Genomic DNA, 16,030 nt, shown 5'->3' on the forward strand with positions numbered 1-16,030 from the left:
GATCACCACCGTGAACTTCGGCACCCGCGCACACGCCACCGCCGTCACCATCTTCGCCCCGTGCTTCGCAATACCACCCGCCTCGTACTCCCGCCCCACCATGAACCCCGAGATGTTCTGCAGGAACACCAACGGAATCCCCCGCTGATCACACAACTCGATGAAATGCGCCCCCTTGAGCGCCGACTCGCCGAACAACACCCCGTTGTTCGCCACGATCCCCACCGGATGACCATGCAACCGCGCCGTCCCGGTCACCAACGTCGACCCGTACTCCCGCTTGAACTCCGCGAACCGACTCCCGTCCACCACCCGCGCGATCACCTCCCGCACGTCATACGGCGTCCGCGAATCCGTCGGCACCGCCGCGTACAGGCCGGCCGGGTCGACCGCGGGCTCCTCCACCGCCGCGACCGGCCAGGGCCGCGCCGCCCGCGGGGCCAGGCTCGCGACGATCCGGCGCACGGTCTGCAGGGCGTCGGCGTCGTCGTCGGCCAGGTGGTCGACGACCCCGGAGGTCTTCGCGTGCAGCAGGCCGCCGCCGAGGTCCTCGGCCGCGACGACCTCCCCGGTGGCGGCCTTGACCAGCGGCGGGCCACCGAGGAAGATCGTCCCCTGGTTGCGGACGATGACCGTCTCGTCGCTCATCGCCGGGACGTAGGCGCCGCCCGCCGTCGACGAGCCGAGCACCGCCGCGATCTGGGCGATGCCGGCCTTGGACATCGTGGCCTGGTTGTAGAAGATCCGGCCGAAATGCTCCCGGTCCGGAAACACCTCGTCCTGCATCGGCAGGAACGCCCCACCGGAGTCGACGAGGTAGACGCAGGGCAGCCGATTATGCAGCGCCACCTCCTGCGCCCGCAGGTGCTTCTTCACCGTCAGCGGGTAGTACGTCCCGCCCTTCACGGTGGCGTCGTTCGCGACGACGACGCATTCCCGCCCCGCGATCCGGCCGATGCCCGTGACGATGCCCGCACCCGGCGCGTCGCCGTCGTACATCCCGTCGGCGGCCAGCGGGGACAGTTCCAGGAAGGGGCTGCCCGGGTCGAGCAGCACCTCGATGCGCTCGCGCGCCAGCAGCTTGCCGCGCTCGACGTGCCGGCGCCGCACGGGCTCCGGGCCGCCCAGGGCCGCCGCGGCGAGCCGCTCGCGCAGCTCGGCGACGAGCGCGGCGTGGGTCTCGGCGTACCCGCGCGCCGCGGGCGAGGCGGCGTCGACGGCGCTGCGCAGCGGCGGCCCGGTCAGGTCCTCCGCCGCCGCGGCCCGTGCGCGTGCGGCGGCGGGGCCGTCGCCGACGTTAACAGTCGCTAACATGGGTCCAGATGTTAGCGCGTGCTAACACTCCCGTCGACCGTCCGGCCTGCCGGGACGTCCGCCACCGCCCGCGCACTTCCGGCCACCGGCCGGTGGGCCGCGCTTGGTAGCCTCTGCCCGGAGGAGGACCACATCGTGCCGTCGCGTGCCACCCGAGTGACGCCCCCGGCGGGTCTGGCCCCCACCTTCTCCGACGCCGCCTCGGACGCCGCCGCAGCGCCCGCCCACGCGGCGGTGAAGGATCCCGCGCCCGCGCCGGCCGCGGCCGAGCCCGACCCCACCGGCGCGGCCCCCCCTGGCGCAGCCCCGGTCGCGGCTTCGCCGGTCAGGCGGCCTCGCACCGGGCGCCGGGACGACCTGCTGCAGGCGGCGGCCCGGCTGTTCGCCGAGCGGGGGTTTCGCGGGGTCGGCATCGAGCAGATCGGCGCCGCGGTCGGCATCCGCGGGCCCGGCATCTACCGGCACTTCGCCAGCAAGGACGCGATGCTCACGGAGCTGCTCGTGGGCATCAGCCAGCATCTGCTCCAGGGTGCCCAGACCGTGCTGAGCGCGGACCCGAGCGCGTCCGACGCCCTCGACCGCCTCGTCCGCCGGCACGTCGAGTTCGCCGTCGGCAACCCCGACCTGATCGTCATCCACGACCGTGACCTGCACAGCCTGCCGGCGCCGGACGAGCACGAGGTCCGGCGGCTGCAACGCGCCTACGTCGAGCTGTGGGTCGGCGTGCTGCGCCGGCTGCGCCCCGAGCTGACCGCGCCCGCCGCCCGCGTCCGCGCCCACGCGATCTTCGGTCTGATCAATTCGACCCCGCACAGCTCCGGTGCCCTCGATCCCGCGGTCCGGGCGACCACACTGCAGGCGATGGCGATCGCCGCAGCTACGGCCTAGTGTGCGCGTCGCCGTCGTCCGCGCCCAAGCCCGCGAGCAGGCGACGAGCACGCGGATGAAGAACACACGGTGCGAGCAGAAATCCGGTGGGCGGGGCGGCGACACCCGCTACGTCCACGGCTCGGCGGGCGCGCGGGTGCTGGCCGAGGACCTGGCCGACCCGAGCGCGCCGGTCGCGACCGATCCCCGTCCCAGCGCGGGAAACCGACATCTCCACCGGACTCACCCTCCCGGGCGGTCCGGCCTCCCGGGGCCTCGCTAGTCTGTCGGCGTGTCGGCGCGGGCTTCCTCACATCATCGCAGGCGAGGGCGACCTCCCGGTGTACGGCGTCTGTTGCCGCTGGGCGGGGCGGTGATCATCGTCGTGGTCCTGCTCGCGGTCTATCTCGTCGCGAACCTGGGCAATGGGGGCGCGGGAGCCACGGCACCGACCTCCCCGGCGACGCACGCCGCCCACCTCCCGTCCGTCCCGTCGACCTCCGCGACGGTCACCCCGGGTGGCGGCGCGGCCGTGGACGTCTACAGTCACGCCCGAGCCGGGATGCTGAGCGACGTCGTTCGCACCGATCCGCCGCTCGTCTACGTGCCGAACCTGCACGACGGCACGGTCAGCGTCATCGACCAGCGCACGCTCAAGGTGGTGGACTCCTACGCCACCGGCCGCGAGCCGCAGCACGTGGTTCCGTCCTGGGACTTGCGGACACTCTGGGTGAACAACAACGCTGGTAACAGTCTGTCACCGATCGATCCGCGGACGGGCCGGCTCGCGGGCCCGGCGGTGCCCGTCGCCGACCCCTACAATCTGTACTTCACCCCCGACGGGCGCAGTGCGATGGTCATCGCGGAGGCGCTGCACCGCATCGACTTCCGTGATCCGCACACCTTCGCCTTGCGCAACGGCCTGGATGTGGGCACCGCGTGCGAGGGGGTCAACCACGTCGACTTCGCCCCCGACGGCACCTACGNGATCGCCACGTGCGAGTTCGCCGGCCGGCTCGTCAAGATCGACCTCGTCCACGAGCGGGTGCTCGGCTACCTGGATCTCGGGCGTACCGCCGCCCCGCAGGACATCAAGATCGAACCGGCCGGGAAGGTCTGGTACGTCGCCGACATGAACGCCGACGGCGTCCACATCATCGACGGAGACAGCTTCACCCGGATCGGCTTCGTCCAGACCGGGCCGGAGACCCACGGCCTGTACCCCAGCCGCGACGGCCGCTTCCTGTACGTCGCCAACCGGGGCGGCCACATGAGCTCCGACATGGTCCCGTTCCCGCACTCCGGCACCCAGGGTTCGGTCTCGGTCATCTCCTTCGCCACCCGGTCCGTCGTGGCCAACTGGCCGATTCCCGGCGGCGGAACCCCGGACATGGGCAATGTCAGCGCCGATGGCACCCGCCTGTGGCTGTCGGGACGTCGCAGCAACGTCGTCTACGTGTTCGACACCGGCGCCGCGGCAGGGGCCGATCCCACCACGGGCCGACTGCTGACGAAGATCCCCGTCGGCCGGGAGCCGCACGGGCTGACCGTCTGGCCCCAGCCCGGGCGCTACTCCCTCGGCCACACCGGAATCATGCGCTGAGGTCGCCACCGAGGCCGCCGGCCCGGGCGGCAGACGGGTCAGTCGAGGCAGACGGGTCAGTCGAGGTGGACGGTGAGGTCGGGGCCGGTGGCGGCGCGGACCTCCTCGACGGTGACGCCCGGGGCGAGCTCGCGCAGCACGAGGCCGTGGCCGGGTTCGACGTCGAGGACCGCGAGGTCGGTGATGACCCGGTGCACGCAAGCCCGGCCCGTCAGCGGCAGGGAACACTCCCGCACCAGCTTGTGGGTCCCGTCGCGGGCGACGTGCTCCATCATCACGATGACCCGCCGCGCGCCGTGCACGAGGTCCATCGCGCCACCCATCCCCTTCACCATCCGGCCGGGGATCATCCAGTTCGCGAGGTCACCCTGCGCGGAGACCTGCATCGCGCCGAGCACCGCGACGTCGACATGGCCGCCACGGATCATCCCGAACGACGTCGCCGAGTCGAAATACGACGCCCCCGGCAGCACGGTCACCGTCTCCTTGCCCGCGTTGACCAGGTCCGCGTCGACCCGGTCCGGAGCCGGGTAGGGGCCGACTCCCAGGATGCCGTTCTCGCTGTGCAACACCACCGTCACGTCGGCCGGCAGGTGACCCGGCACCAGGGTCGGCAGCCCGATCCCGAGATTGACGTACTGGCCGTCGACCAGCTCCCGCGCCACCCGCGCGGCGAGCCCGTCCCGTGTCAACGTCATGCCGTCACCGTCCTGCGTTCGATCCGCTTCTCCGGATCCGGCGCGTGCACCACCCGCTGGACCAGGATCCCCGGGGTGTGCACCTGGTCCGGGTCGAGCTCGCCGGGTTCCACCAGCTCCTCGACCTCGGCGATGGTCACCCGGCCCGCCGCCGCGCACAGCGGGTTGAAGTTCGCCGCACTCGCCCGGTAGACCAGGTTGCCGTGCCGGTCGCCGCGCCAGGCGTGCACCAACCCGAAGTCGCAGACGATTCCCCGTTCCAGGACGTACTCGGTGCCGTCGAACACCCGGGTCTCCTTGGGCGGGGACGCGAGCGCCACGCGACCGGAGGCGTCGTGGCGCAACGGGACGCCGCCCTCGGCGACCTGCGTGCCCACCCCGGCCGGGGTGTAGAACGCCGGGATGCCCGCCCCGCCCGCCCGCAGCCGCTCGGCGAGCGTGCCCTGCGGCACCAGTTCGACCTCCAGCTCGCCGGCCAGGAACTGGCGCTCGAACTCCTTGTTCTCCCCCACGTACGACCCTGTCGTGCGCCGGATCCGGCCCGCCCGCAGCAGCAGGCCGAGCCCCCAGTCGTCGACCCCGCAGTTGTTGCTCACGGTCTTCAGCCCGCCGACCCCGGCCGCCAGCAGGGCGTCGATCAGGACACTCGGGATGCCGCACAGCCCGAACCCCCCGACCGCCAGCGACGCCCCGTCCGGGATGTCGGCCACCGCCAGGGCCGCACTCGCGACCACCTTGTCCACCCGCGCACCCGCCTCCCACAGCAGTGGGCGGCACCACACCGGAGCCACCCGCACGTTAGCGTCCGCTAACCCAGACGAAGTTAGCCACAACTAACATCCCCGTCCAGCCCCCACCGCCCGATCAGGCTCAGGCGACGGCGACCGGGCCGCGCCGCGCCGCTCCCGTACTCCGGCCGGCGCGCCGTGACCCGCCGCCACGCAGGACCGTCGCTAGCCCTTCAGGCCGGCGAGGATGCGGGAGATGACCTCGGGGGTGATGGGGGCGGGCGAGTAGAAACTCACCCGGTCGGCGATGTCGCCGACGCGGGCCCGGATCTGCTTCGGGATGTCCTCCGGGGTGCCCCGCGCCGTGAAGACCTCCAGCACCTCCTCGGTGACGAGCGAGCCGAGGTCCTGCCACCGGCCGTCGCGGGTCAGCTCGTAGAGGTCGCGCTGCAGGCCGCCCCAGCCGTGCAGCTCCAGGACCGCGCTGTAGGCGGGGGTGGAGGCGTAGAAGGCGAAGTGCTGGCGCAGCTTCTTCTCCGACTCGGCCAGCTCCTCCTCGGTGTCCCCGGTGGCGATGAGGGTCGGGAAGGTCAGCTCGACGTCCGAGCGCTTGCGCCCGGCCCGCGCCAGGCCCCGCTCCAGCGCCGGCAGGGTCACCTCGCGCACGAACCGCTCGGAGGACAGGCCGTGCAGCAGGATCCCGTCGGAGACCTCGCCAGCGACCTCGGTCATGCGCGGCCCGAGGGCGGCGAGCTGGATACGCGGCGTCCCGTACGGGTTGGGCCCGGGGTTGAAGAACGGCGTCATCAGGGTGTGCTGGTAGAACTCGCCCTGGAAGTCGAGGCGCTCGCCGTCGTTCCAGCACCGCCAGATCGCCTGGATGGCGAGAACGATCTCCCGCATGCGCTTGGCCGGCTCGGACCACACGGCGCTGAAGCGCTTCTCGATGTGCGGCTTGACCTGCGATCCGAGCCCGAGGACGAACCGACCCCCGCTGATGGTGTGCAGGTCGTTGGCGACCATCGCCAGGTGCATGGGGCTGCGCGGGAAGGCCACGGCGACGCCGGTGCGGATCATGACGCGTTCGGTCGCCTGCGCCGCCAGGACCACGGGCAGGAACGGGTCGTGCGCGGTCTCCGGGACGTACAGCGCGTCGTAGCCCAGGGACTCGAGTTCGCGTGATCGGCTGGCGATGTCGTCAAGATCGGCCCACAGACCAACGTCGACCTTCACGTCCACTCCTTAAGTTGGATCAGATAGATGATTTGAGTAAGCTACCTTAATAGTCGCTATCGCGGCAGCCGCACGAGCGGTCGGCTGCGTCACTGACCGGGCAGCACGTGCTGGACGAACGGCGTTTGCTGGTCGAGGGCATGCCACCGGCGCCCCAGGATCGAGAGGAGACCGCCCGTGCTTCCGGGTGTGACAGCGGATCAGAGACTGTTCGCCGAGACGGCCGAGCGCTTCATCAGGTCGACCTGCCCCGTCTCGACGGTGCGCCGGGTGGCGCAGCGGGAGGAGGAGCTCGACGGCGGCTACTTCACCGAGATCGGCGAGCTGGGCTGGCTGGCGCTGTTCGTGCCCGAGGAGCACGGCGGCGGCAGCCCATCCGGTCGGCCGGTCCTCGACGCCGGCCTCATCGCCGAGCAGCGGGGCCGCTACCTGCAGCCCGGAGGGGTCGTCGGGTCGAACGTGGCGGCGCTGGCGCTCACGCTCGGCGGCACCGGCGAGCAGCGCGCCCTGCTTGACGACCTCGCCGGCGGCAAGGCCCTCGCGGCCTGGGCGCTCGGCGACCCGGTGGGTGGCTGGGAGGCGTCGGCCGGCGTCAAGGTCCGCCGCGGCGACACCGGCTTCGTCCTGTCCGGCACCAAGGGCCTCGTCCAGGACGCCCACCTGGCCGACTGGTTCCTCGTCAGCGCCGCGGTGGACGGCCGCCCGGCGCTGTTCTGGCTGCCCGCCGACGCCCCCGGGCTCACCGTCGAGCCGCTGGCCGGGCTCGACCTGACCCACCGGTACGCCGAGCTGGTCCTGCGCGACGTCGCCGCGCCCGCCTCCGCGGTGGTCGGGCAGATCGGCGGCGACGACGATCTCGGCGAGCGGCTGCTGCAGGTCGCCACGGTGCTGACGGTCGCCGAGATGGTGGGCGCGATCGGCGAGCTGTTCGCGATGACGCTGGAGCATGCCCGCAACCGCGCGGCGTTCGGCCGGGTGATCGGCTCGTTCCAGGCGGTGAAACACCAGCTCGCCGACCTCAGCCTCGCGGTGGAGTGCAGCCGTGCCATCGCCGGCGGAGCGCTCACGGCCGTGCAGGAGCAGGCGCCCGACGCCGCGGAGCTGGCCAGCGCGGCCAAGGCGTTCGTCGGTGACGCCGCGATCGACGTCTCCCAGGGCTGCCTGCAACTGCATGGCGGCATCGGCTACACGTGGGAGCACGACCTGCACCTCTACCTGCGCCGGCTGGCGACCGACCGGGTCGTGTTCGGCGACCCCGCCTGGCACCGCGAGCGCATCTGCCGGCTGCACGGCCTGTGAGAGCGGGCGACGACCGATGAGCACACCCCGGCGAGCGGAGGAAGGGCGATGAGCGGACAGACAGCGGATGGGCAGGCAGCCGGCGGGCGGCTGGCGGGCAAGGCGACAACGGGCGAGGGGACAGCGGGCGAGGGGACGGCGCCCGCCCTCGAGGACTACCGGCGCGAGGTGCGGGCCTGGCTCGCGGCGAACCTGGATCGCCGGGACGACGACGCCCCGGCCCGCCTGCGCGGCGGCGACGCCGCCAACCTCTCCCCCGAGCGGGTCGCCCAGCAACGGGACCTGCAGCGCCGCGTCTACGAGGGCGGCTATGCCGGCATCACCTGGCCCGCGCAGTTCGGCGGGCAGGGCCTCACCCCCGCCCACGAGGAGATCTTCGCGCAGGAGAGCCGCGGCTACGTCGTGGCGGACCTGGGCATCGCCGGCCTCACGACCACCCGGGTCTGCGGGCCGACGATCCTCGCCCACGGCACGGACGAGTTCCGCCGCACCCACATCCCGCGGATGCTCTCCGGCGAGGAGATCTGGGTGCAGCTGTTCTCCGAGCCGGGCGCGGGTTCCGACCTCGCCGGCGTGTCGACCCGGGCGACCCGCACCGACACCGGCGACTGGGTGCTCAACGGGTCGAAGGTGTGGACCAGCGGCGCCTACTACGCCGACTACGGCCTGTGCCTGGCCCGGACCGACCCGACCGTCCCGAAGCACCGGGGGCTGACCTGGTTCGGCGTGCCGCTGACCAGCGACGGCGTGACGATCCGGCCGATCCGGGAGATCAACGGCAGCTCGGAGTTCTGCGAGGAGTTCTTCGACGACGTGGTCGTCTCCGACGCCAACCGGATCGGTGCCGTCGGGGACGGCTGGACGGTCGCCCGCACGATGATGGTCTTCGAGCGGCTCGGCGGCGACCCCGACGAGACGCCCCGCCACTCCGGTGCCCGCGAGCTCGCCCCCGACCTCGTCGCCCTGGCCCGCCGGGTGGGCCGTCAGGGCGACCCGGTGACCCGCCAGCTCATCGCCCGCGCCCACGTCATCGACCTCGTCAAGGAGCAGCTCGACGCCTACGTCGCCGCCCTGACCGAGTCGGGGGCGGCCAACCCGAACCTGGGCTCGTACAGCAAGCTCGCCGCCGGCACGCTCAACCCGGTCCGGGCGTCGATCGGCCTGGAGATCGCCGCCGCCGCCGGCGTCGTCTGGCATCCGCAGGACACCGAGGCGTCGACGACGGCGCTGAACTACCTCAACGGCCGGATCCTGGCCATCGCCGGCGGCACCAACGAGATGCAGCGCAACGGGATCAGCGAGCGGGTCCTCGGGCTGCCCCGGGAACCCGCCCACGACCTCGACCGCCCCTTCAACGAGCTGCGCCACAACTGACCAACGCCCGTCTCACCACCGCCGTCTGGCCACCGTCTCACCACCGCCGTCTGACCACTCGGCCGTCTGGCTCAGGTCATCGGCCGCTCAGCCCAGCTGCAGCGAGCGGCCGATGATCTCCTTCATGATCTCGTTGGAGCCACCGAGGATGCGGCTGATCCGGCTGTCGCGGTACATCCGGGCGATCGGGTACTCGTTCATCCAGCCGTAGCCGCCGTGCAGCTGCACCCCGGCATCCACCGCGGCGTCCTCCAGCTCGGTGGCGCACAGCTTCGCCGCCGCCGCCTCGACCCCGGTCAGCTCGCCGGCGACCAGGGCGGCCAGGCAGGCGTCGACGAAGGACCGGGCCATCAGCGCGCGGGCCTGCAGGTCGGCGAGGACGAAGCGGGTGTTCTGGAAGCTGCCGATCGGCTTGCCGAACGCCTTGCGCTCGCGCACGTAGGCGGTCGTGAGCTCCAGCGCGCGAAAGACGTTCTGCACCGAGGAGATCGCGATCGACAGGCGTTCCTTCGCCAGGTTGCGCATGAGGTAGTGCAGGCCCTCGTTCTCCTCGCCGAGCAGGTTGGCGACCGGGACGCGGGCGTCGGTGAAGAACAGTTCGGCGGTGTCCTGCGAGCGGGCGCCGACCTTGTCCAGGCGGCGGCCACGCTCGAAGCCGGGAGTGTCGCGCTCGACGACGATGAGGCTGATCCCCTGGTCGCCGTCCGCGCGGGTCGTCTTCGCGCACAGCACCACCAGGTCGGCGAGGATGCCGTTGCTGATGAACGTCTTGGACCCGTTGATGACGTAGTGGTCGCCGTCGCGCACCGCCGTGGTGCGCATGCCCCGCAGGTCGCTGCCGGCAACGGGCTCGGTCATCGCGATCGCCGTGATCAACTCGCCGCGGACGTAGCCGGGCAGCCAGCGCGCCTTCTGTTCGTCGGTCGTCAGCTCCAGCAGGTACGGACCGATCAGGTCGTTGTGCAGTTGGATGGCGAAGCCGCCGATGCCGGCGGTGGCGAACTCCTCGGCGACGACGGCGCCGTAGCGGGGGTCGTCGATGCCCGCGCCGCCGTACTGCTCGGGCACGGCCGGGCCGAGCAGGCCCACCTCGCCGGCCCGCAGCCAGGCGGCCCGGTCGACGATGCCCTCGGCCTCCCACCGGTCGTTGTGCGGCAGGCACTCCTTCTCGACGAAGGTGCGGGCCAGCCGGCGGTACTCCTCGTGGTCGGGGGTGAAGACGGAACGCTGCATCTCGTGACCTCCGCGGGGATCGTCTGGCAGCATCACAGGGTAGACGGTAAATAGAATCTAATCATCTGAAGGATATAGCTTGTGCAGGTAATGGCGGCTACAGTGCTGCCATGACCGGTCTCCTGCGCCGCGCGCCGGCGAACGACCACTGGTACGCCGCCGGGCTGCACACCACCCAGACCCTGGTCGACGCGTTACGAGACGGCGCCGCGCGGCACCCCCAGTCGATGATGATCTTCGACTCGGAGACACATCCGGCGTCGGCCCCGCTGATCGAGATCCACCGCCGCGGCGCCCGCCTCGCCGGCGCGTTCACCCGACTCGGGCTGCGACGCGGCGACGTGATCGCCTGCCAGGTCCCCAACTGGCTGGAGGGCGCGATCGTCTACCACGCGGCGATCTCGCTGGGGCTGGTCATGGTGCCCGTCGTGCACATCTACGGGCCGGTCGAGGTCGGCTACATCCTGCGGCAGTCGGGCGCGCGGGCGCTGGTCATGCCCGACCGCTGGCGCTCCATCGACTACCTCGAACGGTTCTCCGCGGTCGGCGACTGCCCCGACCTGGAACACGTGATCACCATCGGCGAGCGGACGGCGCCGGGCGGGGTCACCCTGGCGGCACTGGAGGCGCTCGACGCCGACCCGCCGGCACCGCCCGCGCTGCACGCCGACGACGTCTGCATGGTCATCTACACCTCGGGCACCACCAGCGCCCCCAAGGGCGTGCAGCACACCCACAACACCCTGCTCGCCGAGATGCGGGCGCTGGCCGACGCCGACGCCGGCGCCCCGGACGCGGTGCACCTCTCGCCGTTCCCCGCCGGGCACATGGGCGGGGTCCTGCTGCTCGGCCGGGCGTTCCTGTCGGGCCGCACGAGCATCCTCGTCGACTCGTGGAACACCGAACGCGTCGCGCGGGTGATCCGCGAGCGCGGGGTGAGCTGGCTCGGGGCCACCCCGTTCTTCCTCAGTAGCCTGCTCGCCGACGTCCGCGACACCGGCGTGCCGATGCCGTCGCTCGACGAGATCCACCTCGGCGGCGCGGGCGTGCCGCCGGAACTCGTCCTGGCCGCCGAGGCGGCCGGCTGGCGGGCGTTTCGCTCCTACGGCTCCACCGAGCATCCGACGGTGACGGTGTCCGCCGTGTCGGACCCGGTCGAGGTGCGCGCCTACACCGACGGCGTCGCCTTCGGCGCCAACCGCCTCCGGATCGTCGACGACGACGGCCGGGACCTGCCGCCCGGCACCCCCGGCGAGGTCGTGACCCTCGGCCCGGAGCTGTTCGTCGGCTACACCGACGCCGCGCTCAACGCCGAGGCGTTCCTCGACGGCGGCTGGTTTCGCACCGGCGACATCGGCACCCTCGACGACGGCGGCCACCTCACCATCGTCGACCGGAAGAAGGACATCATCATCCGCGGCGGGGAGAACATCTCCTCCACCGAGGTCGAGGGCGTCCTGCTGCGCCATCCGGCGATCGTCGAGGCGGCGGTGACGGCGATGCCCGACCCGCTCTACGGCGAGCGGGTCTGCGCGTTCGTCATCGTCGAACCCGGCCGCGAGCTCTCCCTCGGCGACCTCGTCGAGCACTTCGTCGCCGTCGGCGTGGCCAAGCACAAGACCCCCGAACGCCTCGAGATCGTCACCGAGCTGCCCCGCACCGCGGCCGGCAAGGTCCGCAAGGCGGACCTGCGCGCCCGCCTGCGCGCCCCCGCCCCCGTTCCCGCCGACGCCGGTCAGGGCGGCCGGGACTCCCAGCGCGCCGGCCGCTGAGCGACGCGAACGGATCTGCGCGATGGTCCACGGACTCGACCGCGGTGAGCGCGCCGCGCTGGTCGTCAGCGAGTGCCTGCGCGGCACCCTCGACCCCGAACTGGCGATCTTCGCCGGGCTCGCCGAACAGGCCGCCGACCGCGGCATACTCCCGCGCATCGCCGCGCTCGCCGCGGACTTCCGCGCGTTCGGGCTGCCGGTGGTGCACATCCACGTGGCGCACCGGCCGGACTTCGGCGCGTTCAGCGACACCAACCCCGTCTCGGCGAAGGTGCGCCGCGAACAGCGGGTGCTCGCCGGCACCCCGCAGGCCGAGCCGATGCCCCAGGTCGCGCCCCTGCCCGGCGACTACGTCAGCATGCGCCGCTCGGGCCTGGCGATGTGGTATGGCACCGACCTCGACTCCACCCTGCGCAACCTGCGCGTCGACACGGTCGTCCTGACCGGCGTGTCGACGAACATGGCGCTGCTCGGCGGCGCCCTCGGCGCGACCGACCGCGGCTACCGCAGTGTCCTCGTCGAGGACGCCGCGGCCGGGGCGAGCGCCGAGTCGCACACCTGGATCGTCGCCAACCTGCTGCGCCTGCTGTCGACGGTCGCCCGCGCCGACGAGGTCCGCGCCGACCTCGCCCGCCGCCGGGGCGCCGCACCGGCCACGCCCTCGCGCCCTTGACTCAACACCCGCCCTGAGGATGGCTCCCGACCGAGGTGACGAACGGGTATGACCCCAACTGGTAGACGCGACCGGCCCGCCGCGGCCGGTCAGGGTGGGCCAGGGGATCGTGACGGTGCCAGCGCCGTCGTTGTTGCCAGCGCCGTTGCCTTCAGGGTCGGGGTTGTCGCCGCCGGGGCGGGTATCGATGTCGGTGGGGCGTTCACGTATATGACGGCCGAGCCGGGCGAGTTCCGCGGGGTCGAACGTGGCAGCAGAAGTAAGCAGGAACTGTTCGGCTGATCGTGCCGGCGATCAGGGCGGCGGTACTCGTCGCGCCTTCCCGCAGCGCGCTGCCTCGGCCATGCATCTCCCGCACCAGACCGAGACGGACCGCGGCGAGACGGACCAGCAACGCCGAGCAGTCCAGAGCCGCGCCGTCGAGCTCGGGATCGGCCAACCCCCAATGTCGAACGTATGTTCGCCCGGGTGACCGATATAGGGAAAGGGCCCACCGACGCGTGCACGAGCAATTGTCAAGACCTGTAGATGGGAGCCGCACCGACCCAGCGGTGATAGGCGTCCACGTCGACGTTGCTGCCGCACATGATGGTGACCACGCGTCAGCCGGTGAAGCGGTCACGGTCTTCGAGGATCGCCGCGATGCCGAGCGCGGCCGACGGTTCCGGCGAGGCCAGCGTGGTCGAGGAGTATCCGCATACCGGCGATGATCGACGCCTTCTGGACCAGGACAGCGTCGTCAGCGACCAGAGAAGCCGAAGCTAGGACCGGGACGCCGTCATGCGGCGGTCTGGCGGGCGTCGCGGTGGGCTTGGGCCGCGACCATCAGGACGTCGAGCGCGTCGCGGGTGCGCAGCAGGTCCTCGATGTGGGTGGAGAGCCGGTCGCGCTCCTTGGCCATGCGCTCCATCGCGGCGTCGGAATTCTCGTCGCTGGGCGAGTCGAGGCACGGCAGCAGTTCGGTGACGGTGCGGCTGGACAGCCCGGCCGTATACAGGCGCCGGATGAAGGCGACCCGCTCGACATCGTCCTGCGTGTAGTGCCGCTGCCCGCCGGCGCTGCGGGTGCTGGTGAGCAGTCCCTGCTCCTCGTAGTAGCGCAGCGAACGGACACTGACTCCGGCCAGCGCCGCGAGTTCGCCGATCCGCATCTCACCCTCCCGGCTGTGATCCCGCCCCTACGACTTGCCTCTCACATTGATGTCAGGTTTTAGCGTACCTGTCGGGCTCGCCGTTCCGAGGCCTTTGACCAGGTATGAAGGAGTTCCGGCATGATCACGCTGTTCGACCGCTACCGCCTCGGCGGTCTGGAGCTACCCAACCGTGTCGTGATGGCCCCGATGACCCGGGTCCGGGCCGCGGCGGGGAGCCTCGCGACCCCGTCCATGGCGGTCTACTACGCCCAGCGGGCCACCGCCGGGTTGATCGTCAGCGAGGGGGTGCAGCCCAGCCTGGTCGGGCAGTCCAACCCGGGCACCCCGGGCCTGTACACCGACGAGCAGGTGGCCGCCTGGCGGCCCGTCACCGACGCCGTGCACGCCAACGGCGGGCGCATCTTCGCTCAGATCATGCACGGCGGCCGGGTCTCGCACCCCGACACCACCGGTCTCCAGCCGGTCGGGCCGTCCGCTGTCGCCGCCGTGGGCGACGTGTTCACCCCGACCGGGCCGCAGGCCGCGCCGGTCCCCCGCGTCCTGGACGCCTCCGAGGTGCCCGAGCAGGCCCGCTCGTACGCCGAGGCCGCCCGGCGCGCCATCGACGCCGGATTCGACGGCGTCGAACTGCACGGCGCGAACGGCTACCTGATCTCGCAGTTCCTGTCGTCCAACGCCAACCTGCGCACCGACTCGTATGGCGGCCCGATCGCCCACCGCATCCGTTTCGCCGTCGAGGCGGTCGCCGCCACGGTGGACGCCGTGGGCGCGGCCCGCACCGCGATCAGGCTCTCGCCCGGCGGCACCTTCTGGGGCGTCGAGGAGACCGAGGTGCCGGAGCTGTACGCGGCTCTGCTCGCCGAACTCGTCCGCTTCGACCTCGCCTACGTGCACCTGGAGGCGACTGCCGAGGAGAAGGTGCTGGTCGGGCTGCGCCGCGCGTGGCCGGGCAGCCTGATCATGAATCCGGTGTTGCCGATGGGCCCGAAGCAGGTCGACCGGACCGCCGCCGACCACTGGCTCGGCCTGGGCGCGGATCTGATCAGCTTTGGCCGTGCCTTCATCGCCAACCCCGACCTGGTGGAACGGCTGCGCACCGGCCTGCCGGTCGCACCCGCCGACATGGCCACGTACTACCAGGGCGGCGACGCGGGCTATCTCACCTACCCGGCGTACCAGTACACCGCCTGACCGGAGCAAGCGGACGCAGGGGCGGAACGGTCCGGCTCTGCATCGAGACACGAAGGACGAGAAGGAACAATGAATTCGCTCCAGGACAAGGCCGCCACCACCGCAAGCACGGAACTGTCTGACCAGACGGCCATCATCATTGCCGGCCGGGTCTTCGTCCCGGTCGGTGACGTCGAGACGTTCATCACCGAGGCACAGGCGACGTACCCGGTCGCCGCAGCGAACCCGGGAAACGTGCTGATCTCGTTCTGCGTGGAGGACGCGGCGACCGGAACCGTCACGGTGCTCGAGCAATGGACGTCCCAGGAGGCGCTCGATCGGCACCTGGCCACACCGGAGGTCATGGCGCTCTTCGCCAAGTGGAGCCCGCACATGCGCAATGAGGTGCGCAAGTTCGACGCGCTCAACGAGAGAGACCCCCGGGCCTGAGACCACCAGCATCCGGGCTGAACTACGTCGACGCCGCCGCAGACGTCCCAGCCCGAATATCTCGGTGCGCTGGGGACGGGGACGCCTTCTCGGCCTCGACACACCGGGCTAGTGCAACGTTCCTCAAGGCCGGGGTAGATCGGGTGGGTCGGGGTATCACCGTGTTTTGGTGAGGAGCACGTCATNCCGACTTTCCTGTCCGCGCGGCTCCCGGGTGATCCGGCCGAGGAGCAGAAGATCTGCCAGCTGGCTGGGGCCCGGCACGCTCCGGCCGACTGGATCCTGCGTGCCCGGATCATCATGGCCAGCTGGTCGGGCAACCACGTCCCCCAGATCGCCGCCGCGGTGGGCTGCCACCCCAAGACGGTGCGCCTGTGGCTGCACCGGTTCAACACCGACGGCCTGGACGGGCTGGCCGACCAGCCGATCCCCGGACGCCCACGGCGGATCACCGAGACCGAAC

General features: G+C 71.7%; 15 protein-coding genes and 2 pseudogenes. 10 read left to right on the forward strand and 7 right to left on the reverse strand.

Annotated features, from left to right (window positions below):
* The coding region (locus UK82_RS29725) for a carboxyl transferase domain-containing protein (RefSeq protein ID WP_055410738.1) at positions 1-1,314 on the reverse strand (1,314 nt) is incomplete at its 3' end.
* A 135-nt stretch (positions 1,315-1,449) separates the two neighbouring features.
* Here UK82_RS29725 and UK82_RS29730 point away from each other — a divergent pair.
* From UK82_RS29730 to UK82_RS43610, 3 genes and pseudogenes are all read left to right on the forward strand, one after another.
* Positions 1,450-2,202: a TetR/AcrR family transcriptional regulator gene (locus tag UK82_RS29730; RefSeq protein WP_083507438.1), complete on the forward strand. Its 753-nt coding sequence runs from the start codon at positions 1,450-1,452 to the stop codon at positions 2,200-2,202.
* 352 nt (positions 2,203-2,554) lie between these two features.
* On the forward strand, positions 2,555-3,167 hold a 613-nt coding region (locus UK82_RS43605), incomplete at its 3' end, for a YncE family protein (protein WP_396230679.1).
* 1 nt (position 3,168) lies between these two features.
* A pseudogene (locus UK82_RS43610) lies at positions 3,169-3,784 on the forward strand (hypothetical protein); the annotation flags it as partial.
* Positions 3,785-3,840: 56 nt separating this feature from the next.
* Here UK82_RS43610 and UK82_RS29745 read toward each other — a convergent pair.
* The 3 genes from UK82_RS29745 to UK82_RS29755 form a co-directional block, all read right to left on the reverse strand.
* The gene (locus UK82_RS29745; RefSeq protein ID WP_044884921.1) at positions 3,841-4,482 is read right to left on the reverse strand and encodes a CoA transferase subunit B; all 642 of its coding nucleotides are present in this window, start codon (positions 4,480-4,482) and stop codon (positions 3,841-3,843) included.
* Entirely contained in the window at positions 4,479-5,225 is a 747-nt protein-coding gene (locus UK82_RS29750; protein ID WP_044885011.1) for a CoA transferase subunit A, read from the reverse strand. Before UK82_RS29750 ends, UK82_RS29745 begins: the two co-directional genes overlap by 4 nt.
* A gap of 210 nt (positions 5,226-5,435) precedes the next feature.
* Positions 5,436-6,443 carry an LLM class F420-dependent oxidoreductase gene (locus tag UK82_RS29755; protein ID WP_044885012.1) on the reverse strand — a complete coding sequence of 336 codons (1,008 nt, stop codon included), beginning with the start codon at positions 6,441-6,443 and terminating at the stop codon, positions 5,436-5,438.
* A 177-nt stretch (positions 6,444-6,620) separates the two neighbouring features.
* Here UK82_RS29755 and UK82_RS29760 point away from each other — a divergent pair, with 177 nt between their 5' ends.
* Both UK82_RS29760 and UK82_RS29765 read left to right on the forward strand, forming a co-directional pair.
* Positions 6,621-7,742, forward strand: a complete 1,122-nt coding sequence (locus UK82_RS29760; RefSeq protein WP_044884922.1) for an acyl-CoA dehydrogenase family protein — start codon at positions 6,621-6,623, stop codon at positions 7,740-7,742.
* A gap of 48 nt (positions 7,743-7,790) precedes the next feature.
* Positions 7,791-9,116: an acyl-CoA dehydrogenase family protein gene (locus UK82_RS29765; protein WP_083507439.1), complete on the forward strand. Its 1,326-nt coding sequence runs from the start codon at positions 7,791-7,793 to the stop codon at positions 9,114-9,116.
* 87 nt (positions 9,117-9,203) lie between these two features.
* Here UK82_RS29765 and UK82_RS29770 read toward each other — a convergent pair whose 3' ends face one another.
* The gene (locus tag UK82_RS29770) at positions 9,204-10,349 is read right to left on the reverse strand and encodes an acyl-CoA dehydrogenase family protein (RefSeq protein ID WP_044885014.1); all 1,146 of its coding nucleotides are present in this window, start codon (positions 10,347-10,349) and stop codon (positions 9,204-9,206) included.
* A 110-nt stretch (positions 10,350-10,459) separates the two neighbouring features.
* Between UK82_RS29770 and UK82_RS29775 the strand changes: the two genes are divergently transcribed.
* Complete coding sequence (locus UK82_RS29775; protein WP_055410743.1) at positions 10,460-12,121, forward strand: AMP-binding protein; 1,662 nt, start codon at positions 10,460-10,462, stop codon at positions 12,119-12,121.
* Between the two features lie 22 nt (positions 12,122-12,143).
* Positions 12,144-12,794, forward strand: coding sequence for a cysteine hydrolase (locus tag UK82_RS29780; protein WP_055410745.1), 651 nt, complete (start codon positions 12,144-12,146; stop codon positions 12,792-12,794).
* 515 nt (positions 12,795-13,309) lie between these two features.
* Here the strand turns inward: UK82_RS29780 and UK82_RS43615 are convergent.
* Together UK82_RS43615 and UK82_RS29785 are read right to left on the reverse strand one after the other, a co-directional pair.
* Positions 13,310-13,562 (reverse strand): annotated as a pseudogene (locus UK82_RS43615) (threonine dehydratase); the annotation flags it as partial.
* Positions 13,563-13,572: 10 nt separating this feature from the next.
* On the reverse strand, positions 13,573-13,944 hold the full coding sequence (locus tag UK82_RS29785) for a MerR family transcriptional regulator (RefSeq protein ID WP_055410747.1): 372 nt from the start codon (positions 13,942-13,944) through the stop codon (positions 13,573-13,575).
* 120 nt (positions 13,945-14,064) lie between these two features.
* Between UK82_RS29785 and UK82_RS29790 the strand changes: the two genes are divergently transcribed.
* From UK82_RS29790 to UK82_RS41040, 3 genes are all read left to right on the forward strand, one after another.
* Positions 14,065-15,138, forward strand: coding sequence for an alkene reductase (locus UK82_RS29790; RefSeq protein ID WP_044884927.1), 1,074 nt, complete (start codon positions 14,065-14,067; stop codon positions 15,136-15,138).
* Between the two features lie 69 nt (positions 15,139-15,207).
* Entirely contained in the window at positions 15,208-15,567 is a 360-nt protein-coding gene (locus UK82_RS29795) for a putative quinol monooxygenase (protein ID WP_044884928.1), read from the forward strand.
* 282 nt (positions 15,568-15,849) lie between these two features.
* Positions 15,850-16,030 (forward strand): helix-turn-helix domain-containing protein (locus UK82_RS41040; RefSeq protein ID WP_255354383.1); only part of this gene is annotated, 181 nt, incomplete at its 3' end.

This window comes from Frankia sp. ACN1ag, from assembly GCF_001414035.1.
Classification (GTDB): Bacteria; Actinomycetota; Actinomycetes; order Frankiales; family Frankiaceae; genus Frankia; species Frankia torreyi.